This is a genomic window from Pseudomonas sivasensis (assembly GCF_052938085.1).
Window position 1 is genome coordinate 3,264,962 of record NZ_CP176442.1, and the last position, 22,380, is coordinate 3,287,341.

19 protein-coding genes are annotated in these 22,380 nt (G+C 61.0%); 11 read left to right on the forward strand and 8 right to left on the reverse strand.

Features of this window, described 5'->3' with window-relative positions; all coding sequences use genetic code 11:
* Nucleotides 1-126 precede the first annotated feature (126 nt).
* Nucleotides 127-1,167 carry a zinc-dependent alcohol dehydrogenase family protein gene (locus tag ACKZ62_RS15100; protein ID WP_447095454.1) on the forward strand — a complete coding sequence of 347 codons (1,041 nt, stop codon included), beginning with the start codon at nucleotides 127-129 and terminating at the stop codon, nucleotides 1,165-1,167.
* Nucleotides 1,168-1,270: 103 nt separating this feature from the next.
* Here ACKZ62_RS15100 and glyA read toward each other — a convergent pair whose 3' ends face one another.
* Together glyA and ACKZ62_RS15110 are read right to left on the reverse strand one after the other, a co-directional pair.
* Nucleotides 1,271-2,536: a serine hydroxymethyltransferase gene (gene glyA / locus ACKZ62_RS15105; RefSeq protein WP_032891410.1), complete on the reverse strand. Its 1,266-nt coding sequence runs from the start codon at nucleotides 2,534-2,536 to the stop codon at nucleotides 1,271-1,273.
* An 83-nt stretch (nucleotides 2,537-2,619) separates the two neighbouring features.
* A complete protein-coding gene (locus ACKZ62_RS15110) occupies nucleotides 2,620-3,915 on the reverse strand; it encodes a benzoate/H(+) symporter BenE family transporter (protein WP_447095455.1) in 1,296 nt (431 codons plus the stop codon).
* A 282-nt stretch (nucleotides 3,916-4,197) separates the two neighbouring features.
* On the opposite strand from ACKZ62_RS15110, the gene pdxR reads away from it, so the two are divergent.
* From pdxR to ACKZ62_RS15150, 8 genes are all read left to right on the forward strand, one after another.
* The gene (pdxR, locus tag ACKZ62_RS15115) at nucleotides 4,198-5,694 is read left to right on the forward strand and encodes a MocR-like pyridoxine biosynthesis transcription factor PdxR (protein WP_442116149.1); all 1,497 of its coding nucleotides are present in this window, start codon (nucleotides 4,198-4,200) and stop codon (nucleotides 5,692-5,694) included.
* Nucleotides 5,695-6,099: 405 nt separating this feature from the next.
* On the forward strand, nucleotides 6,100-7,356 hold the full coding sequence (locus tag ACKZ62_RS15120) for a cystathionine gamma-synthase family protein (protein ID WP_447095456.1): 1,257 nt from the start codon (nucleotides 6,100-6,102) through the stop codon (nucleotides 7,354-7,356).
* A gap of 111 nt (nucleotides 7,357-7,467) precedes the next feature.
* Entirely contained in the window at nucleotides 7,468-8,892 is a 1,425-nt protein-coding gene (locus ACKZ62_RS15125; protein WP_032891407.1) for an amino acid permease, read from the forward strand.
* A gap of 47 nt (nucleotides 8,893-8,939) precedes the next feature.
* Nucleotides 8,940-9,830, forward strand: a complete 891-nt coding sequence (locus ACKZ62_RS15130; protein WP_032891405.1) for a LysR substrate-binding domain-containing protein — start codon at nucleotides 8,940-8,942, stop codon at nucleotides 9,828-9,830.
* 17 nt (nucleotides 9,831-9,847) lie between these two features.
* A complete protein-coding gene (thrC, locus tag ACKZ62_RS15135) occupies nucleotides 9,848-11,227 on the forward strand; it encodes a threonine synthase (RefSeq protein WP_447095457.1) in 1,380 nt (459 codons plus the stop codon).
* A 22-nt stretch (nucleotides 11,228-11,249) separates the two neighbouring features.
* A complete protein-coding gene (locus ACKZ62_RS15140; RefSeq protein ID WP_401379533.1) occupies nucleotides 11,250-11,687 on the forward strand; it encodes an Lrp/AsnC family transcriptional regulator in 438 nt (145 codons plus the stop codon).
* Nucleotides 11,688-11,864: 177 nt separating this feature from the next.
* Nucleotides 11,865-12,914, forward strand: coding sequence for a homoserine dehydrogenase (locus ACKZ62_RS15145; protein ID WP_447095458.1), 1,050 nt, complete (start codon nucleotides 11,865-11,867; stop codon nucleotides 12,912-12,914).
* A 3-nt stretch (nucleotides 12,915-12,917) separates the two neighbouring features.
* On the forward strand, nucleotides 12,918-14,330 hold the full coding sequence (locus ACKZ62_RS15150) for an aldehyde dehydrogenase family protein (RefSeq protein WP_447095459.1): 1,413 nt from the start codon (nucleotides 12,918-12,920) through the stop codon (nucleotides 14,328-14,330).
* Nucleotides 14,331-14,390: 60 nt separating this feature from the next.
* Here ACKZ62_RS15150 and ACKZ62_RS15155 read toward each other — a convergent pair whose 3' ends face one another.
* The 6 genes from ACKZ62_RS15155 to hpaA all read right to left on the reverse strand — a co-directional run bounded on the left by ACKZ62_RS15155 (nucleotide 14,391) and on the right by hpaA (nucleotide 20,756).
* A complete protein-coding gene (locus ACKZ62_RS15155) occupies nucleotides 14,391-15,839 on the reverse strand; it encodes an amidase (protein ID WP_447095460.1) in 1,449 nt (482 codons plus the stop codon).
* A gap of 16 nt (nucleotides 15,840-15,855) precedes the next feature.
* Complete coding sequence (locus ACKZ62_RS15160) at nucleotides 15,856-17,088, reverse strand: MFS transporter (protein ID WP_447095461.1); 1,233 nt, start codon at nucleotides 17,086-17,088, stop codon at nucleotides 15,856-15,858.
* A 10-nt stretch (nucleotides 17,089-17,098) separates the two neighbouring features.
* Nucleotides 17,099-18,031, reverse strand: a complete 933-nt coding sequence (locus ACKZ62_RS15165; protein ID WP_122765090.1) for a SphA family protein — start codon at nucleotides 18,029-18,031, stop codon at nucleotides 17,099-17,101.
* Nucleotides 18,032-18,099: 68 nt separating this feature from the next.
* Nucleotides 18,100-19,092, reverse strand: coding sequence for a helix-turn-helix domain-containing protein (locus ACKZ62_RS15170; protein WP_099602418.1), 993 nt, complete (start codon nucleotides 19,090-19,092; stop codon nucleotides 18,100-18,102).
* A 153-nt stretch (nucleotides 19,093-19,245) separates the two neighbouring features.
* Nucleotides 19,246-19,668 carry a homoprotocatechuate degradation operon regulator HpaR gene (gene hpaR / locus ACKZ62_RS15175; protein WP_032891392.1) on the reverse strand — a complete coding sequence of 141 codons (423 nt, stop codon included), beginning with the start codon at nucleotides 19,666-19,668 and terminating at the stop codon, nucleotides 19,246-19,248.
* A gap of 182 nt (nucleotides 19,669-19,850) precedes the next feature.
* Nucleotides 19,851-20,756 (reverse strand): 4-hydroxyphenylacetate catabolism regulatory protein HpaA, encoded by a 906-nt coding sequence (gene hpaA, locus ACKZ62_RS15180; protein WP_032891391.1) that lies wholly within the window; start codon nucleotides 20,754-20,756, stop codon nucleotides 19,851-19,853.
* Between the two features lie 181 nt (nucleotides 20,757-20,937).
* On the opposite strand from hpaA, the gene ACKZ62_RS15185 reads away from it, so the two are divergent.
* Together ACKZ62_RS15185 and ACKZ62_RS15190 are read left to right on the forward strand one after the other, a co-directional pair.
* Nucleotides 20,938-21,597 carry a fumarylacetoacetate hydrolase family protein gene (locus ACKZ62_RS15185; protein WP_447095462.1) on the forward strand — a complete coding sequence of 220 codons (660 nt, stop codon included), beginning with the start codon at nucleotides 20,938-20,940 and terminating at the stop codon, nucleotides 21,595-21,597.
* A gap of 11 nt (nucleotides 21,598-21,608) precedes the next feature.
* The gene (locus ACKZ62_RS15190) at nucleotides 21,609-22,379 is read left to right on the forward strand and encodes a fumarylacetoacetate hydrolase family protein (RefSeq protein ID WP_095184845.1); all 771 of its coding nucleotides are present in this window, start codon (nucleotides 21,609-21,611) and stop codon (nucleotides 22,377-22,379) included.
* The last annotated feature ends 1 nt before the right edge of the window (nucleotide 22,380 follow it).

A 22,380-nucleotide genomic window follows, 5' to 3' on the forward strand; every position in this document is an offset into this window, starting at 1 on the left:
AATTTCAATTTCTGGGTGACGTCAATTGCAACTTGAAGGGTAATTTCAAGGGGTTCATCCATAATGGAAATGCCTGGATCGTGACACTTCAACGTCACATCGCCCATCCAAACATAGGTCATTTGAATGAAAGCAGTCGTCTACGAAGCCTTTTCCAAGCCGCCGCGCCTGATGAACGTGGCAGACCCGTCCCCGGAACGTCATGGTGTGGTTATCCAGGTGCTTGGCACAGGGGTATGTCGCAGCGACTGGCATGGTTGGAAAGGTCATGACCCCGACATTGAGCTGCCCCATGTACCGGGTCATGAGCTGGCGGGCATCGTGGTCGAGGTGGGCAACGACGTCACGCAATGGAAGGTCGGCGACCGTGTGACCGTGCCGTTCGTGGGCGGGTGTGGTGCCTGCGCCGAGTGCAATAGCGGCAATCAGCAGGTATGCCACACGCAGTTCCAGCCAGGCTTTACTCATTGGGGTTCTTTTGCCGAATACGTCGGTATCCATCAGGCCGATCTGAACCTGGTCGCGCTGCCTGAGAGCATGGATTTCGCTACCGCTGCAAGTCTGGGTTGTCGGTTCGCCACCTCGTTCCGCGCAGTCGTTGACCAAGGAAAAGTCAGCGCCGGTCAATGGGTCGCGGTTCACGGTTGCGGAGGCGTAGGCCTGTCTGCCGTGATGATCGCCCAAGCCATTGGCGCGAACGTGATCGCCATCGATATTTCCCAGGACAAACTCGACCTGGCACGCGCGCTCGGCGCTGTCGCCACGATCAATGCCCAGTGCGTGGCGGACGTCGCCGAAGCCGTGCTGGAAATCACTCAGGGCGGTGCCCACGTATCGCTGGACGCATTGGGCCACCCAACCACCTGCTTCAACTCCATCAACAACCTGCGCCGTCGCGGTAAGCACGTTCAGGTGGGGCTGATGCTCGCTGATCACGCCACGCCGGCAATCCCCATGAGCAAGGTCATCGCCCACGAACTTGAGATCTACGGGAGCCACGGCATGCAAGCGCACCGCTATGACGCCATGATCGAGATGATCACCTCCGGCAAGCTGGCGCCTGAAAAGCTCGTGGGCAAGACCATCAGCCTGGAGCAGTCGATCGACGCATTGATCCATATGGACCGGTTTGAGACGGCGGGCGTCACCGTCATCACCGAGTTTTAATGCATGGCGCCACATTGAGCGGCGCTGAATTCACTAAAAATCCAGCGTTCACATGGGTGATCGCGCCCGCTGAAAACACGCGGACACCCTCCCCCTTACTGACTCAGCGATAGACCGGAAAACGACGGCACAGCGCGACCACGTGTTCGCGCACATGCTGCCCGACCTTGTCGCTGTCGCCGTTTTCCAGTGCGTCCAGCACGTCGCACAACCAACCAGCCACTTGCTTGCAAGTCTCCACGTCAAACCCGCGGGTGGTCACCGCCGGGGTGCCGATGCGAAGGCCGGAGGTCACAAACGGTGAGCGCGGGTCATTGGGCACCGAGTTTTTGTTGGTAGTGATGTAGGCACGGCTCAGCGCAGCGTCGGCGTCCTTGCCGGTGTAGGGTTTGTCGGACAGGTCGATCAGCATCATGTGGTTGTCGGTGCCGCCCGACACGATTTTGTACCCGCGCTGTTGCAACACTCCGGCCATGGCCCTGGCGTTGATCACCACGCGGGTCTGGTAGACGCTGAACTCCGGCGTAAGCGCCTCCTTGAATGCCACGGCCTTGGCCGCGATCTGGTGCATCAGCGGGCCGCCCTGCACGCCGGGAAACACCGCGGAGTCGAGCTTTTTGTAGAAGGCTTCATCCTGACCTTTGGACAAAATCAAACCGCCCCGTGGCCCGCGCAGGGTTTTGTGCGTGGTGCTGGTGACCACATGCGCATGGGGAAGTGGGTCCGGGTATTCGCCCGCAGCGACCAGCCCGGCGACATGGGCCATATCGACCCAGAAAATCGCCCCGACCTTGTCGGCAATGCTGCGCATGCGTGCCCAGTCCTTGTAGCGCGAATACGCGGAAAAACCACCGATCAACATTTTGGGGCGTGCTTGCAGCGCGATTCGCTCCATCTCGTCATAGTCGAGAAAGCCGGTTTCCGGGTTCAGTCCGTAAGGCACGATGGTGTAGTGACGCCCCGAGAAATTGGCGGGGTTGCCGTGGGTCAAATGACCGCCCTGGGCCAGGTTCATGCCCATCACCGTATCGCCGGGGTTGATCAGTGCGAGGAAGACCGCCGCGTTGGCCTGGGCGCCCGCATGGGGTTGCACGTTGGCGTAGTCGCAGTTGAACAGCGCCTTGACCCGCTTGATGGCAAGCCGCTCGGCCACGTCGACGTACTCGCAGCCGCTGTAATAGCGCTTGCCGGGGTAGCCTTCGGCGTACTTGTTGGTGAGCACCGAGCTCTGGGTTTTCATCACTAGCGGGCTGGCATAGTTTTCCGAGGCTATCAGCTCGATATGGTCTTCCTGACGATGTGCTTCGTTCTGAATGGATTCATACAGCTCAGGGTCGAAAGCGTTCAGGGTCAGCGTCGAGTCATACATGTGCAAAGTGTCCTTGGTCAAGAATTCAAACGGTCGGTGACAGCAGGCGCGTGATGCGTACGGCGATGTCGTCGATCTGTGCGTCATTGCAGGTCAGCGGCGGCATCAGGCGCACGGTGGTGCCCCGTCTGACGGTGATCAGCACACGTTGTCGCAACCGTTTCGGCCTGTCGGGCCGCCGTCTTTTCACGGCGTGGCAACTGCCCATTGAGCACGGCGTAGGCTGCCAGGCCGATGACCAGGCCCCAGAACGCGCCGCCGATGCCCAGCACGGTGATATTGGCCGCGCAGGCCAGAAAGGTGATCAGCGACGCTTCCCGGGATTTCACGTCCGCCATGGCATTGGCCAGGCTCGCGCCGAGTGTGCCCAACAGCGCCAGCCCGGCCAGGGTGGTGATGAAGGTCGCCGGGAAGGCCATGAACACCGCGGCCAGGGTCACGCCGAAGATCCCCACCAGGATGTAGAAGATGCCCGCGGCAACGCCTGCGACCCAGCGCTTGGACGGGTCTTCGGAGGCTTCCTTGCCCGTGCAGATGGCGGCCGTGATGGCGGCGATGTTGAAGGCATGGGAACCGAACGGCGCCATCAGCAGAGAACCCAGCCCGGTCACGCTGAGGATCGGGTTGGCACTCGTGTTGAAGCCGTCACTGCGCAGCACCAGCATGCCCGGCATGTACTGCCCCGTGAGGGTGATCAGAAACAGCGGCAGCGCGACGCTCAACAACGCATTGACTGAGAACTCGGGGCGTGTGAACACCGGAGTCGCGAACTCCAGCGCCAATCCCGTGAAGTCCACGCGCTCCTGCATCAGCAAAAAGCCAAGCCCCAGCACCAGAATGCCGACCACCGCGTAGCGCGCACTCAAGCGCTTGAACAGGATGTAGGCGCCGATCAACACGCCGACCAATAGCGGGTCGACGCTCATGCTGGCGAACGCACCGATGCCGAACTGCAGCAAGATGCCGCCCAGCAAGCCCGCTGCCACACCTGGCGGGATCAGCCGCACGGCTTTCTCAAAGTAACCGGACACGCCCAACAGCACGAACGCTGCCGCCGAAATCATGTAGGCGCCGATGGCCTCGGCGTAGGGCGTGGTCCCCAGGGCGACGATCAAAAACGCCGCCGCAGGCGTCGACCAGGCGGTGATGATCGGCTCGCGGCTTACCCCACTGAGAAACAGCCCGGTCACCCCTACCCCGATCGACACAGACCAAACCCACGACGCCGTCAACTCAGGGCTGAGCCCGGCAACCTTGGCGGCCTGAAACACCAGGATGAACGTGCCGCCGTAATTGACGATCACTGAAATCAACCCGGCAACCACCGGGTGCAGCAGGTCCCGCAGATGAACGGACGAGGGGGATTGAGTAGATGACATAGGTCTTGGCTCCTTGCTGGACGATGTATCCATCCGGTCGCTGTTAAGCGGTCATTTATAGCGATTGAATGGCAGGTTTAACCCCTACGCCTTAGCGCAACCGACCAGACCACTTGGCGAGCTCGGTCAAGCATGCTCTCGCGCAAACGCGCTCATGAACCCCCATAACGCCTCGAACGCCGGCACTGAAACGGCGTTGAAACCGTGGGATGGCGAGGGCCAGAGTCTACGGATAAACTGGCCTGCCCCTACCTGCCATTTCATGGAAAGAGAGCAGACCACATGGCAAAGACCTTCGAGCTTGAAACCCTGAAGATGCGACTCAACGACGCCGAGTTTCAGCTGCTGGATCTGCACCAGCGGATCCAACGTGCATTACGTGCGCTGATCCTCGACGGCGCCCTCGGCCCCGGCTTGAAACTGCCCGCCACGCGGGTGCTGTCCAAGTCATTGGGGTGCGCCCGCGACACCGTTGAGAACGCCTATGTGCAGCTGCATCGGGACGGGTTTATCGTGCGCCGCGAAGGCGCCGGCAGTTACGTCTGCGACACGGTGGGCGTCGAATTGCGCGGTGCAGGCCGCCGACGCCTCAAGGCTCAGGAAACCAGGAGCAGCGTCGCCGCACCGGGCGCCGAACTCAGCCAGCGCGGTCGGATGATCTTCGACACCGGCGGCGTGCGCGATCAGCAAGTCATCAAGGCATTCGCCACCGGCCTGCCAGAAACCCGCAGCTTCCCGACGGATGTGTGGGAGCGTTTGCAGCGCCAGGTCATGAAGGACTATCGCGCCAGCGTGCTGCTGCATGGCGACCCACAAGGCGCCGAGCCCCTGCGCAAAGCAATTGCCACCTACCTGAACCTCGAACGCGGCGCCAAATGCTCACCCGACCAGGTGCTGGTGTTGAGCAGCACACGTCAGGCGTTGTACCTGTGCGCGCAATTGCTGGTGGACGCCGGCAAGCCGATCCTGCTGGAAAACCCCGGCTATTACGGCGCCCGCAAGGCCTTCCAAATTGCCGAAACCAAGGTGATGCCCATTGATGTCGATGAACACGGCATCCGCACCGACCTGCTTTATGCCGACCGCAGCGGCGCCAACTGTGTGTATGTCACGCCCTCTCACCAGTACCCCACCGGCGCGACCTTGCCCCTGGAGCGGCGACTTGAGTTGATCAATTGGGCGGCGCAAAAAGGCAAGTGGATCATCGAGGATGACTACGACAGCGAGTTCCATTACGACGGGCAACCCACGGCCTGCGTGCAGGGCCTGGACAAGTATCAGCGCACGCTCTACATCGGCACCTTCAGCAAGACCCTCTACCCCGGCCTGCGCATGGGGTACATGGTGCTGCCCTCTCAGTTGGTGAAGCCCTTTGCCTATGCCCGCAGCATGATGGACGGCCACACACCGCAAACACTGCAACTGACCCTGGCGCGTTTTATGGAAGACGGTCATTACAACGCCCATGTGCGGGCCATGCGCAAGCTGTATGCCGGACGCCGCTCGATCATGCACGACGCGATCGGCAAGTACCTGAGCACCGTGGTCACCGCCGAATTGCCGCCGGGCGGGTTGCAGATCCCCTGCCTGCTGAAAGCCGGATGGTCCGAGGAGAAAACCATCCGCCAGGCGGCTACTGCCGGCGTGCAACTGTCCGGCCTCAGCGGCTTGTACGCGGGCGAACCGAAGCAACAAGGCTGGCTGCTGGGCTACTCCTCCCTGACCGCGCATGAAATAGAAGCCGCCATGTTGCGCCTGGCCAGCGCCCTGAAAATCTAATGGCCCAGCGCGCAGTTCAGCAGCAGTTGCCGGGCTTGTGCGGCCATCCGCGCGCGCCGGGGCAAGCGCCTGGGATGATCAGGCGTGGACGTTCCTGTCGGGCGATCTGCTCGACCTGATCCAGGTCGACCCTGCGCGTCACCGGATGTACGCCACAGTTGAGGGCTTGGAGAAGTTGAACGCAGCGCCATGGGACAAATGCCCACCTGACTTGAGGTCCAGGCCCAGGATCTTTTCCCCGGTTCCAGCAAAAACAAAACCAGCATATCCCCCCCGCCAACCATTAAAAAAAGCAGCCCTTTGGCACCGATAACATCGTTTCTCGGGGGCACCGCTTATCCCTATATTGATCCGCACTATCTGTGTGAACGACTCAACGTTCACCCCTCAGTGCGAGTAGTCTCAATGAACAAAAAACCTGACAGCGCAGGGCTTGATAATGCGGGCGCCGGGACACGGGCGGTCTGGGGTGGAGAGCAAGTCAGGCATCCCTATAACGCCACGCAGGCGCCTATTGTGCTCAGTGCGGCGTATGGTTACGACGATATCGACGTCTGGTACGACGTCGCCATGGGTAAAGCCCCGGGCTTTATCTATAGCCGCATGAGCAACCCGACGGTCGAGACCCTCGAAGCCAAGATTGGTGAGTTGGAGAAAGCCGAATCCGCAGTCGCATTCAGCAGTGGCATGGCGGCTATCAGCAGTGTGCTTTATACCTTCCTGGCCCAGGGTGACCGCGTGGTGTCGACCAAGGACAGTTACGGCGGCACCAACAAGATTTTCGAGGAGTTCCTGCCGCGCACGGGGGTGGAGGTGACCTTGTGCGAGACGTTCGATCACGAGGCGATCGAACGGGAAATCGCCAGGGGCTGTCAGGTGGTGTACCTGGAAACGCCGACCAATCCGACCCTGAAGATCCTTGATATCCAACGCCTGGTTGCGGCGGCCAAACGCGTGGGCGCGCTAGTGGTAGCCGACAACACGTTTGCCACACCACTCAATCAGAACCCCTTGGCCCTGGGGGTCGATGTGGTCATTCACAGCGCGACCAAATTCCTCAGTGGTCATGGTGACGTATTGGGCGGCCTGGTCTGCGGCAGTGAAGCCCTGATGGCCAAGGTTCGGCATTACCGTGAAATCAACGGTGCCACCCTTGATCCACTCTCGGCTTACATGATCATTCGCGGCATGAAAACCCTGGTGCTTCGCATGCGTCAGCAGCAACACAGCGCCCGTGCCCTGGCAGAATTTCTCTGCACAGAGCCGCTGGTGGCTTCGGTCAATTATCCCGGCCTGGCCGACCACCCGAACCACGCGGTGGCGTGTGCGCAGATGGGCGGTTTTGGCGCCATTGTCAGCTTCGTACTTGTTGGCGGCATGGACTCGGTCAAGCTGCTGCTGCCACGCCTGCGATTTGCCCACTGTGCGGGCAATCTCGGTGCGGTGGAAACCATTTACGGCCCTGCGCGCACTACCAGTCATGTGGAAAACACGCTGGAGGAGCGCCAGGCGCTGGGCATTTCGGAAGGATTAGTGCGGGTTTCGGTGGGTATCGAAGACACCGACGATCTGCTCGACGATTTAAAGCAGGCGTTCGCATTTGTCAGGGGTTTGCGCGATGACAAAAGTCAGCAGCCCGCCTTCAGCGAGGGCGTGAACTGACCTTTCAAACCTCACGACAGGGCCGTCTGTGAGGCGTTTCATGAAGAGGAATAATAATAAAACTGTGTGGCGACGCTTCTATCTGCCCTCACTACTTTCATGAGAACAACCATGTCCATAACAGAAGAAAAAACCAACACGCGTGCCGGCTTCAAACAGGAAATGCAGACGCGCCACATTGTCATGCTGGCCTTGGGTGGCGTGATTGGCACCGGACTCTTTCTAACCTCCGGCTATACCGTTAACCAGGCAGGCCCGCTGGGTGCGGTGATCGCCTACATCATCGGCGCACTCATGGTGTACATGGTGATGATGTGCCTCGGCGAACTGGCAGTGCAGATGCCGGAAACCGGCTCGTTCAGCACGTACGCGACCCGTTTTCTCGGCCCAGGCACCGGCTACACCGTGGCCTGGCTGTATTGGCTGACGTGGACGGTGGCCATTGGTTCGGAGTTCACCGCCGCCGGCATCCTGATGACGCGCTGGTTTCCTGACACGCCCGTGTGGATCTGGAGTGCATTGTTTGCCGGGGCGGTATTTTTTACCAACGTGGTCTCGGTCCGTTTGTTCGCCGAGACTGAGTTCTGGCTGTCCCTGATCAAAGTGGTGACGGTCGTGGTGTTCCTGATCATCGGCGGCGGCGCCATTCTCGGCCTGCTCAATATCGATCAGGCCCACAGTATCGGCCTCGGTAACTTCACACGCGAAGGCTTGTTCCCCACCGGTTTCATGTCGATTGCCATGACCTTGCTGGCGGTGTCGTTCGCGTTTTCAGGCACCGAACTGATCGGTATCGCCGCCGGTGAAACCAAGGACCCGCAACGCAATGTGCCACGGGCCATCCGCACCACCGTGCTGCGCCTGGCTATCTTTTTCGTCGGGACCATTTTCGTGCTGGCGACGTTGCTGCCGCGTGAGCAGGCCGGTCTGGTCGAAAGCCCCTTCGTCACCGTGTTCACCTACATTGGTATCCCCTACTCCGCCGACATCATGAACTTCGTGATCATCACCGCGCTGTTATCGGCGGCCAACTCCGGGCTGTACGCCGCCTCACGGATGCTCTGGACCCTGAGCGACCAAGGGCACCTGCCCAAGCAGTTCTCCCACTTGACCCGCATGGGCACCCCATTGAACGCCATCGTACTGAGCATGGTCGGTGGCGGCGCGTCCCTGCTCAGCAGCGTGTTTGCCGCCGACACGGTGTACCTGGCGCTGGTGTCGATTTCCGGGTTGGCGGTGGTGGTGGTGTGGATGAGTATCGCTGCGAGTCAAATTGCATTCCGCCGTCAGTTCGTGGCCAATGGCGGCGACGTGCGCGACCTCAAATTCAGGGTCCGGGGTTACCCATGGGTGCCTTTGGGCGCACTGGTGTGCTGCAGCCTTGCTTGTGTGGGGATCGCGTTCGACCCGGAACAGCGCGTCGCGTTGTACTTCGGTTTGCCCTTCATCGCCTGGTGCTACTTCGTGTATTACATTACCCGTAACAGCCGCGAACGACGCTTGTCGCTCGCCACCACGGTTCAGCCGTCCCCCTAGACGGTGTGGGCAAGCGTGCTGAGTACCGCGTCAATAAGGTCCAGACCATGAAGCAAAAGCCGCTCCCTCCGTTGAACTGGCTGCGCGCGTTCGAGGTGTCCGCCCGGAGCCTGAACTTTACTCACGCCGCCGACGAACTGTGCCTGACCCAGGGCGCGGTCAGCCAGCAGATCCGCCAACTGGAAAGTCATCTGGGCGTGGCGCTGTTCAAGCGCCTGCCCCGTGGACTGGGGCTGACCGAAGAAGGCCAGGCTTATCTGCCGGTGGTGCAGGATGCAATTACACGGCTGGCGGTGGGCACCAACGAGATTTTTGGCCAGCACAAACGGCGGCCGATCAAGGTGCGTGGCAGCCTGGCGTTTTTCGTCCACTGGCTGGCACCCAAGCTGGTGGACTTTCGTCAGGCTCACCCCCACGTCGATATCCGCTACATCAGCAATATCTGGATCAAGGAACTGGATGGCGAAGACGATATGGAAATTCGCTGGGGCCATGGTCAATGGCCTGGCCTCGTGTCCCAGCGGCTGACCTGGGACACCTTGTTCCCGGTCTGCTCACCCGCCCTGATGGCGCGATCACCGCTGACGGTGGCGAGCGACGTTGCGCGGCATACGTTGTTGCATGTGCTGGGTTACGAAGAGGGTTGGGGATACTGGCTGAAGATGGTCGGCGCGGACGACGTCGATTCGTCCCGTGGCATGCAGTTCGACACATTGATCTCGACGTTGCGCATGGCCGAACTTGGGCAAGGGATTGCGCTGGCACGCTCCTCAATGGTTGACGAGATGCTCCAGGACGGGCGTTTGATCGAGCCCTTCGACCAGCGCATCGAAGCCAGCGAGTCGTTCTACCTGGTACGCGGCTCCGGGGCAGACCAGCACCCCGACGCCATGATGTTTTCTACCTGGCTGGTCGAGCAGGCCCATCGCTACAAATAAATGGCCGGAGCCAAACCATGCACTACATAAGCACTCGAAGTTCGACCGTGCAGGCCGACTTTGAAAAGGTCGTATTGTCCGGCCTGGCCGACGACGGCGGACTGTTCGTACCCACCGACCTGCCGCTGTTCGAGCCCCAGGATATCGCCAACTGGTCAACCCTGCCCTACGACGAACTGGCGTATCGGATCATACGTCCGTTTGTTGGCGGGACCATCCCCGAAGCGGACCTCAAGCGCCTGCTCAAAGAAGCCAGCAGTCAGTTCAAGCACCGTGCGGTGGCGCCGCTGCATCAGGTCGATCGCAACGAATGGGTGCTTGAGCTGTTCCACGGCCCGACCCGCTCCTCGAAGGATTTCGCCGCGCAGTTGCAGGCGCAACTGGTGCAGTACTTTCTGCATAAGCACCCGCGACGCGCAGTGGTGCTCGGCGCCACCAACGGAGACACTGGGCTCGCGGCGATCGAGGCGTTCAAACACAGTAACGACACCCACGTGGTGCTGCTATACCCGGAGTCCGCGGTCGCGCAGCATCAACTGCACGAGTTGCAAGGGGTTGCGCATCCCAATGTGCATACGTTCGCAGTCGCCGGTAGCTTTGACGACTGCCAGCAACTCGCGAACCGCTTGTTCAGGCATTGGCCAAACCCGCGCCATGAGGCGATAAGCTTCAATTCCAGCAACTGGGTCAACGTGCTGGCGCAGCTCGTGTTTTATTTCTACGCCGTGCTGCAATTGGGCGCAGGTCAACGATCTGTCGGCTTCAGCGTGCCGGCGGCGAGTTTCGCCGAAGTCTACGCAGGCTACATCGCGCAAAAAATGGGCCTGCCGATTACCCAAATCATCGTCGCGACCAACAAAAATGACGCCCTGCATCAGTTGTTCCTCAAGAACCATTACAGCCGCCAGCGCGCTGACAAGACCCTGTCACCGGCCATGGACTTGTCGATTTTCTCCAACCTGGAGCGTTTTCTCTGGGAGTTGTATGGACACGACGCTGCGGCAGTCAGTGCGCTGATGGCTGAATTCGAAGCCAGCGGCGAGATGACCATCGCCAACGACTGCTGGTTGCAGGCCCGGATGATCATCGACTCCTATGCGGTCAGCGATGAAGAAACCCTGGCCGAAATCGCCTCGCTCTACCGTGACACGGGCTACCTGATTGACCCCCACACGGCCACCGGAGTACTCGCCGCAAGGCTTTATCGGCGCAGCCTGGTCGCGCCAATGGTCACCCTCGGGGAAACTTCACCGGCCAAATCCGCTGCGCTGCTCAACGCACTGGGCATCAATGTGCCGGGGCAACACTGCCAGGCGACAGCGCACTTACACGCGCAGCGTTACCGGATAACGCCCGACGACGCCGGCCTCCTTTATCAACTGCTCGATACGCTGTGAACGACGGGAGGCAGGGGGCCACATGAAGCGCATTCTGGATCCGCTCGATGAGCGCATCATCGCCGAGTTGCGGCTCAATGCCCGGGCCGCCCACGCTGAGCTGGCGGCCAAGGTCAACCTGTCCCGCAACGCCGTGCGCCAACGGATCGAACGGCTGGAGCGTGACGGTGCAATTCTGGGCTATACGGTACTGACCGGCGACGGGCGCCAAGCCTCATCCCAGATCAACGCAGTGATTTTCGTCTATCGCTATGACCGCATGCGCGGCGAGGATGTCTTGCAGGCCCTGCGGGCAATTCCTGAAGTGATCCAGTGCGATGTCATGAGCGGCGAATTCGACCTGATGCTGCGCGTCGGCGCATCGAGCCCGCAGCGGGTGCATCAGGTCTGGACTCAAATCTCGGCCCTGGAGGGGGTTGAAAATACCGTGACGTCATTCGTTCTATCCTCCGTTGTCTAAACCGGTTTCGCGGTAAAAAAAAAGCCAACGATCGTTGGCTTTTTTTGTTCCCCACGCAGCACCTACCCCTTGGTCAAAACGCCCATGAAATAGAGCAAATTGGCATATTTCACTGCCATGGTCGCGCCCCTAATCTTATGCCAGACCACTCATCACACAGATCAAGGGCATAAAAAAATGACTGAATATAAAATTGCGCTGGTGGGCTTCGGTGGCGTCAACCGAGCGTTGGCCCAGTTGATTGCCGAACGCAACGAAGACTGGAGAAACGCACTGGGTTTTACCCTGAAAATCGTCGGTGTCACCGACCTCTTCCTCGGCTCACTGATCAACCGCCAAGGGCTGGATACCGCCTCACTGGCCGCGCTGCCGGTGACCAAGGGCGCCCTGGCAAACCTACCGGGGGGCGACGCGGTCGCGCGCACTGAAGCCGTGATCAAAGACTCCGGCGCAGACATCATTGCCGAAGCGACCTTCACCAACCCGGTGGACGGCGAACCTGCGACCACGTTCTGTCGCTGGGCCCTGGAAAACGGCCAGCACGTGGTGACCACCAACAAAGGACCGATTGCCTTGCACGGTGCGGCGCTGAAGGCCCTGGCTCAGCGCAACCACGTGGCGTTTGAATACGAAGGCTCGGTGATGAGTGGCACGCCTGTGATCCGCCTGGCCAGGCAATTGCTGGCCGGCAGCAGCATCAACAGCTTCGAAGGCATTCTCAACGGCACCTCCAATTTCGTCCTGACCCGCATGGAAAATGGCCTGGGCTTTACCGAAGCAGTCGAGCAGGCGCAGGCCCTGGGGTACGCCGAAGCCGACCCGACGGCGGATGTCGAAGGCCATGATGTACGTCTCAAGGTGGTGATCCTGGCCAACGAGCTGCTGGATGCATCACTCACCGTCAGCGATGTGCGCTGCAACGGTATCAGCGCCCTCACCCTTGAGGACATCGATCAGGCCCGCCAGAACAATGCACGCTGGAAACTCATTGGCGCCGCCACACGGCATGCCGATGGCTCGGTCAGTGCCAGCGTCGAACCGCGCCTGTTGGGCAACGATCATCCGCTCTCCAGCATCGGCGGTGCGACGAATGCAGTGTCGTTCAGCAGCGACCTGATTGGCACGGTGACGGTTTCGGGACCGGGTGCCGGTCGTACAGAAACAGCCTTTGCGCTGCTGTCGGACATCATCAGCCTTCATCAATCCGCTGCACAGGGTCGGGAGTAAGCCATGAACGTATCGAATTTGGCCCGTACGGTTGGGACAGCACAAATACAGGTGTTCAATCCCTTTGACGGTGCGCTTGTCGGCACCGTAGCCGACGTGTGTGCGTCCCAGGTTCCGCACTTGCTGGAACAGGGTCGCCAGGGCGTTCGGGCCAGTGCGGGCTTGCCGCGTTATCGCAGGGCCCAGATTCTCGAACAGACGGCCTTGAACATCGAACGCGATGCATCGGCATTTGCCCGACTGATCGTCGACGAAGCCGGCAAGACCCTCAAGCAGGCGCAAAAAGAGGTCAAGCGCTGCGTCAACACCCTCAAGCTGTCGGCCGAAGAAGCCCGGCGCAATGCCGGCGAGGTGATCCCTTTTGATGCCTATGAAGGTTCAGAATCGCGCCAGGGTTGGTTCTCCCGCGAGCCCCTTGGCTTGATCGTCGCCATCACGCCATACAACGATCCCTTGAACCTGGTGGCGCACAAGCTCGGCCCAGCCATCGCCGGCGGCAACGCGGTGATTCTCAAACCGTCGCAATTGGCGCCGCTGTCAGCCATGAAACTGGTGGCGTACCTGATCGACGCTGGCTTGCCCGAATCGGTGGTCACGGTTGCCACCGGTGGTGCCGAACTGGGTAAAGCCCTGGTCGCGGCGCGTGACGTGCGCATGATTTCCTTCACCGGAGGCTTTGTCACCGGTGAGCAGATCTCCCGCACCGCAGGCTTGAAGAAACTGGCAATGGACTTGGGCGGCAATGCGCCCGTAATCGTCATGGACGACTGCGACCTTGAGGCCGCAGTGGCGTGTTGCGTGTCCGGCGCCTTCTGGGCGGCAGGACAAAATTGCATCGGCACTCAGCGACTGCTGGTTCATGGGTCCGTTTATGCAGCGTTCCGCGAACGTTTTGTCAGCCAGGCCCAGGCCCTGTTGGTCGGCGACCCGTTGCTTGCCAGCACCGATATCGGCCCGATGATTACCCGGCAAGCGGCGCAGAATGCCGAGCGCGTGGTAGCCGACGCGTTGGCCCAAGGCGCAACCTTGCTGTGCGGGCACACACGACAGGATTCGTGTTACGCCGCCACCGTATTGGAAAACGTCGATCACGCCAGCGCACTCTGGCGCAACGAAGTCTTTGCGCCCGTGGTGGTATTGCAACGGGTTGAATCCTTCGATGAGGCCATCACGCTGGCCAACGAGCCTGACTACAGCCTGCACGCCGGTATCTTTACGAGCGACCTGGCGACGGCCTTGAGCGCTGCCCGCAGGATTGAGGCGGGAGGTGTGATGATCAACGACTCGTCCGACTATCGCTTTGATGCAATGCCCTTTGGCGGTTCCAAATACGGCAGCCTCGGCCGTGAGGGCGTGCGTTTCGCCTACGAAGAGATGACCCAACCCAAGGTGGTGTGCCTGAATATCCGGGCTTGATCGATCCACGGTAGTCAGCAGTGGGAGCGGCTGCCTCCCATTGCCAACCGTCCCAGGCACTCACCGCTGACAGGCATTGATCGGCGGCACTCGCCGACGCCAGGGTTGCGCACGCTCCAACTGCGCAGCAAGGGCGAACAGCGTACTTTCCTCGCCAAAACGGCCCGCAAAGTGGGCGCCCATCGGCAGGCCGGCGGCGCTCCAGTACAGCGGCACCGACATCGCCGGTTGCCCGCTGGCGTTGAACAACGCGGTAAACGGTGAGTAGCTGTGAAACTGCTCAATCAGTTCATCCAGGCTCAAGCGGTCGTCCTGCACATCCAGCTCGCCGATCGGTGCCGGCTCACGGGCCAGGGTCGGCGTGAGGATCAGGTCGTATTCCTGCATGAACATCGCCAACTGCCGGCCCAAGCCATGAATCCACTCCACCGCGCCCGCGTAATGTGCCCCGCTGACATCGCCCTTGCTGCGCAAAATGATCCGGGTGCGCGCCTCAAGCTCCTCGGGCTGCACCGCAAAGCCGCGCATCTGTCCCAGCACGTCGAGATAGTGACGGGTACTGGCGCCAATGATGGTGAAGACCTGATCGAGAAATTCCGGCAGTGACACCGGCAACTTCACCGGCTCAACCCGATGGCCCAGGGATTGGCACAATCTGGCGGCCTCCTGCACCGATGCCAACGCTTCGCTGGACGTCGGCCAAGGCCCGAGTTGCTCCACCAGTGCGATGCGCAGCGGCTTTGGGTCGCGCTGTAACGCCGAAACATAGGGCTGCACCTGCACCGGTGCGGCATAGGGTGCGCCGAGGTCGATCCCGGCCGTTGCATCCAACAAGGCGGCGCTGTCACGTACCGACAAGGTGATTCCATGGGGCGTGCCCATGCCGGCCCAGCCTTCGCCGACCATCGGCCCTGATGGCAACAATCCGCGACTGGGCTTGAGGCCAAACACCCCGCAGCAGGACGCCGGCACGCGCAAGGAGCCGCCGCCGTCGTTGCCATGGGCAAACGGGACGACACGCGCCGCCACCAAGGCGGCCGCGCCACCGCTGGAGCCGCCCGCACTGTGGCCGGTGTTCCAGGGGTTGCGTGTGGCGCCAAAGCGCGTGGACTCGGTGGAGTACGATGTGCCGAATTCGGGCGAGGTACTGGTGCCGGCAATCACGCAACCGGCACGGCGCAAACGGGTCACCAGTTCGGCTTCAAAATCTGCGCGAAACCCTCCCAGTGCCTGGGAACCGTTGGTCATCGCCGCGCCGTTGACCGGCGAAAACAAGTCTTTGATCAAGGTCGGTACGCCCGCGAATACGCCGTGGCCGGGCTGCACGGTGCGTGCAGCTTCACGGGCCGACGTGTACAGCCGTTCGGCCACGGCATTGAGCTGCGGCTCGACCCACTCAATCCGGTCAATCACCGCTTCAAGCAACTCGCCGGGGTGCACTTCGCCACGGCGGACCCACTCGGCCAGGCCGGTGGCATCCTCGCTGTCCAACAAATTCTGGATGTTCATGTTTATCTCCTTTTAGTTACGAATGACTTGACCGGAAGGCACCCGGAGCCCCTTTACGTCGGGCGTGCAGGCCTGCCAGCGCCCAGATCGCCGCCGAGGCAAAGCTGGCCAGCGCCAGCCACTGGATGGAGGTGCGCAGGTCACCGGCGTAGACACTGAGCAGCGCCACCACCAGCGGGCTGACAAATTGGCCGAAATACAGGCAAGCCGTGAACCCGCCCAGGCCGCGCCCGCGTGTCCGGGCACTCAGGGCATTCATCACTGGCGCCATCACGTTGGGCACCAGCAGCCCGGCGCCCAGGCCGTGAATCAGCACCGCCACCAGCACCGCGATGTAGCTTTGCCCGTGCATCAGCAGCCACAGCCCCAACCCCAGCAGAGCCAGCAACAGCGCGTTGCAACCGACGATGCCGAAGCGTCGACGCAGCAATGGCCAGGCCAGCGAACCGCCCAGGGTCGCGAGCAAACCCAGGCCCGCCGACAGCCCGATCAGCGTGCTAGAGGTCACTCCCAGGCCGACCAGCAGAATCGGGGCCTGGATCGGCACGATAAAACTCAGGACCATCCCGCTGAGAATCAGCAGATAACCCAGTACCAACGGCACCACGGCTACCCTGCCCGGCTCGGGTTCGTCGAGGGACTCCGGGCGGCTAGCCGGTTCCCACAGCACCTTCATCATCAGCGGCACCAACAGCAATGGCAGCAGGTACAGCAGGAACGGCAGGCGCCAGGAATGCTCGCCCAGCGCGCCGCCCACCACAAAGAACAGCGAGCCCACCAGGCCGATGGTTACTACCTGCCGATTGATGTAGCGCAGCCGTTCCTCACCGTGCCAATAGTCGGCAATCAAGGTGGCGCAACAGGTCATCACGGCGGCTTCGGCGCAGCCGAACAACAGGCGCACGCCCACGATGGCCTGCAAGTTATCCAGCAGTGCCGGCAAGGCGCCGAGCACGGCGTATAACAAGGTCGCGATAACCAGCAACGCCTTGCGCCCGACCCGGTCGGCCAACCAGCCGGCCAACGGCGCGCACAGTGCAATCGCCAGCGCCGGCCCGGTGACCGCCAAGGGCACCAGCAAGTCGGCGCGCGGCTCCAGCGGACCAAACGTGGCGCCAAGCTTGGGCAGGATCGGCGCAACCATGACCGCGCCCATGATCGTCAGGCTGCTGCCGAGCATCAGCACCAACCCTTCACGACGACCGCTGGCTTGCCGGGGTGGTGCGTATTCAGAACGTGATGGATTCATGGCCAGCCCCTTAAAAGCTTTGAGAAATACGCAGCGCCACGGTGTAACCCTCGGCACGGTTGCGCGCGTCGGTTTCCTTGTAGGCATGCAGCCAGACCGGTGGCAGGCCCGGCTTGAAGTAACTCACCGCCGGCCCCACTGCCAGCACCCGTGCCCGGTTGCCCGACTGCAACCCTGGCGCATCGTCATCGCTGAACTGGCGGTAGTAATAACCGCCCAGGCCCAACGTCCACGGGCCGATGTGCTGGCCCACGGCAAACTCGTGGCGGTACTCGACACCGTTTTTGTAATCGGTTGCGGGGTTGCGGGTGTTGACGTCGACTTCAAAGCTTGAGGAAACCTCGAAGCCACTGTCGGTGAGGTAGGTGGCATTGACGATCGGCGAGAACGTCCAGTGATTGAGACCGGGGGAAACCAGACGGTTCTTGTCGTAGTCACCGGTAGGCGCCTGGATCTGCAATTGGGTGTTAATGAACAGATTCGGCGATGGGTTCCATTGCAGGATCACCGGCAGGAATTGCACATCGGCCAGTCGAAACGGATCAGCCTCCAGGCTCAGCGGCCCAATGGGGGTCGGCACCTTGACGGAAGCGTCCATCTTGAAAAACGGCACCACCACGCCAAACCCATAGTGGGCGCCCAGTACAGTGTGATCAGTCATGCGCATATAGGCGACGCCAATCGACAAGACGTCCAACGAGAAGTGGTTGTCGATCGAACGGCCGTTGCGGTCCTTCTGCACATTGGCCGAGTAGAACGCCGTACGCAGCCCGATGGTGCCGAACGGCGTGGCCGGTGGCATCATCCCCGCGCCGAAGTCATACACGCCGACCGCTGTGGTCGGCGCGCCGTTCTCGGTCGCCTGGACGCCGGCGCAGCAACCGAGCAGCCCCAGGGTGAACAACGTCTTGCGTGCAGCGCTTGCGTTATTGTTATTGCTCATCGAATGCCCCTCCCAGCAAGTGGTGTGGGTCATCCTAGGCAGCAGCGCCGTGGGCGGGTTATCCGTTTTCAGCAGAGTTGCGTACGGCGCAGGGTCTGTGAAGGGGTTTCACCAAACAGGGTGCGATAGTCACCGGAGAAGCGGCTCAAATGCCAGAACCCCCAGCGTGCCGCGACGTCCTGTACGTTCAGGGATTGGGTGCTCATTCGCAGTTCACGACGCACTGCATTGAGGCGCAACGCACGCAAATACGCCACCGGATTGATCCCCAGGGTTTCCTGGAAACAATATTGGAGTTTGCGCCGGCTAGCGCCGATGTGGTTACACAGGTCGAGGATCGACAACGGCTCGTCGAGGTGACTCAGCGCGTATTCCCGTGCGCGGTCTACCATCCTTTTGCGCGCGGTAGGGTTGAGCGGTGGCGCGTGATCCGGCGCAATCAGCTCAAGCACGTGCAGCATCACCGAATCCCGCAGGCCACGGCGGATCGAATCGTGGCCAAGCAACGCATCCCGCGCTTGCTCGGAGCCGGACAGTGCCTCGAACAGCGCCGCGAGTTCAGCCTGCACAGACGAGTCACCCAAGCGGTAACACTTGGGAAGATCGGTAATTCGAAAGTGGCTGCCCTGACGCTCCAGCACATGCTCAAGGACGTGCTCGTCAATGGCCACACTGAGCAAATCCAGGTGTTGGGGAGTGTGCAACTCAGGAAGATGCTCACCGTGGGCGACCAACAGGCTTGGCTCATGGATCGGATGCCCCGAGCAATACACCGGGCCATCGGCACTCAAGGGGATGCTGAACGTGATCGCGCCTTTCCACGCCATGCCACTTTTGATCATGGCCTGATTAGAGCGGTCGCGGGCCAATTGCATCCAGTCCGACCGGAACGCCACCAACTCCCCTTCAAAGGCCCCCGCAGACACTTGATCGTAGCGAACCTGCCAGCCGTGCATATTGCGAGCGTGCTCGTCGATATCGCGGGTCAGAAAACGTTGGAGCGCTGGCGCCCCTCGGGCAACCACCGCGGCCTCAGGCATCAGCACATTATTGTTGTTCATGGACCCAACCTTTTTCAGTTGCAAGGCTTACCGGTCAGGTAAAAGGCAAGTTCCATTCCGAACTCAGGTGATGCGGCACATTTGTGCCGAAAACGGATAGCGATCGGTGCTGCGCGGGGCGAACACATTCACTTATTAACTAAATTTAGCCCATCAAGGCTTTATGTTTTTCAGCTCGTTGAGCAAACCCAGCAGTTGCTCCATTTTTTCCGCGCCAAACTGTTCCTCGATTTTCTGGTAGTTGCTTTCCATGCCTTCACTCATGGAGACGAAGCACTGCTGGCCGCGTTCGGTGAGGGCGACGAACACGCGGCGCTGATCCTGGCTGGACTTCTGCCGACGCACCAGGCCGTCACGCTCCAGGCGACTCAGCACGCCAGTCATGCTCGGTTTGAGAATGCATGCCTGCTGGGCGAGTTGATGGCTTTCAAGTTCCCCCTGCTGGCGCAGTATGCGAATGACGCGCCACTGTTGTTCAGTCAGTTCGTGCTGGTTCAGGGCGGGTCGGAAAAAAGCCATTGCGGCTTCACGGGCTTGCAGCAAGGTCAGGGTCAGCGAAGGTCGGGGGTTGGCCATATCGGCACCACTTGAGGGGGCGAGTCGGCAGCTTAGTGTCGCCGGCCTGTCCGTGCAAGCCGCGCGCAAGCCTGTGAAAAGTGCAATCGGTTCCGTGTAAAAGCCATTCTGTCGCACCGCTGCGCTGGTCATGCTGATCCGTACAAGATCAACAAGATCAAGGCGCAGTCTCCATGCCTGTCTCAACGCAGCCCCAATTGTCGCTGGCGGTACTCCCCCGGAGTGAGCTGTGCGTAGCGCTGGAAAAACCGACTGAAGTAGGCCGGGTCCTTGAAGCCAAGCTGGTAGCAGATCTCGTTGGCGGAGCTGCCCGTGAACATCAGCAGCCGCTTGGCCTCCTGCATCAGCCGCTCCAGGATCAGGCGCTTGGACGGCAGGTCGGCGATGCGCCGGCACACATCGTTGAGTCGCGCCTCGGTCACCCCGATGCCTTGCGCATACCGGGACAAGGGCCAGTGTTGCTGGTAGTGCGCTTCGATCAGCTCGTTGAAACGGTGGAAAATCCTCAAGTCTTCGTGCCGCGCAGGCGTGGCTTTCAGCGAGTGGGAGCACAGCCGCAGCAGGCTGATCATGATCAAGCGCGTCAGGCTGTCCAGGGCCGCACTGTGCCCTGGGCGCTGGGCCTCGACCTCTGCACTGAGTTCCTCGAACAGAAAATCCAATCGACGGACCTCACTCGCGTCATGCAGGCCCAACTGCGCCAGCGCCACGCACGCGGCCGGGAGTTGCGCGCCCGCCGGCGCCAGGCTGGGATCAGCATCGATCAGTTGCCAGACCAGTTGCTGGCGCACCGTCAACACATGCCCGTCACTGTCGGCCTCGGTCACAAAGGAGTGCGGCACCGTGGGTGGCGTGAGAAAGAACATAGGCCCGGACTCGACGTATTGCTGGTCATCCAGATACACCCGCACCGTACCGCTTTTCACGTAGTGAACCTGGAAGAACCGGTCGTGCCGGTGGATCGGCATGTTGCGCCCGAAGAAACCCGCGAGGTTGGCCAGCCGGTCGTAGTGGACCTGCGCGTCGCTGTAGCGCTGGTCGTACACCTGGCCAATGTTGATGTTGGGAATGGGTTGTCGGTCGGTCATCGCACGCTACTCATTTTTATTCTGATTGCCGGGGTGCTGCCACGCTCATCCTGCACCGATTTGGGCAGCGCAACCACCGCGAGAACAGTCTGCCACGCTTGACGATAGTTAACATCTTAATTATAACTGTTAACACATTAACAATATTCAGAGCCTTCCCATGGCTCTGCCAGGAGAAAGCATGAGCCATGCCTTGCATGACGTCGCGACCGGCACTCTTTTCGGTGTGGCGCTCAACTACCAAGGGCTGCTGAAACAGCGCCTCGCCGAATTCGAACAGCCGCCATATCAGAAGCCGCCGGTCAAACCGGTGCTGTTTATCAAGACGCCCAATACGCGCAATCAGCACGGTGCAGCGGTGGTGCATCCAGGCCAGGGCGAGCGTCTGCAACCCGGCCCCGCCCTGGGCGTGGTGATGGGCAAGAGCGCCAGCCGCGTCAGCCAGCGCGACGCACTCGATTACGTTGCCGGATTCACCGTCATCAATGAATTCAGCCTGCCGGAAGACAGCTACTACCGCCCCGCCGTCAAAGCCAAATGCCGGGATGGCTTCTGTTCCGTCGGGCCCGAATTGATCCCTACCGCCCAAGTCACTGACCCGCATAGCCTGGCGATCACGCTGTACGTCAACGGCGAGATTCGCCAGCAAAACACCACGGCTAACTTCGTGCGCAACATTCCTTTGCTCATCGCCGAAATCAGCGAGTTCATGACCCTGCACGCTGGCGATGTGTTGATCACTGGCACTCCGGAAGGTCGCGTGGATGTGCTGCCGGGTGACACCGTCGACGTCGAAATCAGCGGTTTGGGCCGCCTCGTTAACCACGTCGTGGCCGAGTAACAGGAGCTTCCATGAAACACGCCCGTATCCAGTTTGAAGGCGAAGTGCACCTCGCCCATGTCGAAGACCACAACGCCGTGCGCCTGGCCGATGGCCGCCTGCTGGCCGAACATCAAGTGCAATGGCTGCCACCGGCCACAGGCAGCATGTTTGCCCTGGGCCTGAACTATGCCGATCACGCCGCCGAGCTGGCGTTCACGCCGCCGACCGAGCCGCTGGCCTTCATTAAGTCTCCAGGCACTTACACCGGTCACAACCAAGTGACATGGCGCCCGGACAACGTCGCCTACATGCACTACGAGTGCGAGCTGGTGGCCGTCATTGGCAAGCCCGCGCGCAACGTCAAGCGCGAAGACGCCCTGGACTACGTGGCGGGCTACACGGTGTGCAACGACTACGCGATTCGCGACTACCTGGAAAACTACTACCGCCCCAACCTTCGGGTGAAAAACCGCGACGCCACCACGCCTGTCGGCCCGTGGATCGTCGATGTGGCCGATGTGCCGGACCCGAGCAACCTGACCCTGCGCACGTGGATCAACGGTGAACTGCGCCAGGAAGGCAGTACCAGAGACATGATTTTCGACATCCCCTACCTGATCGAATACCTGTCCAGCTTCATGACCTTGCAGCCCGGCGACATGATCGCCACCGGCACGCCGGAAGGCCTGGCCGACGTGGTGCCCGGTGATGAAGTGATCGTGGAAGTCGAAGGCGTCGGCCGCCTGGTCAATCGAATTGTCAGCGAAGCGGCGTTCTTCAACGCCCGTAAAGAGGCTTGAG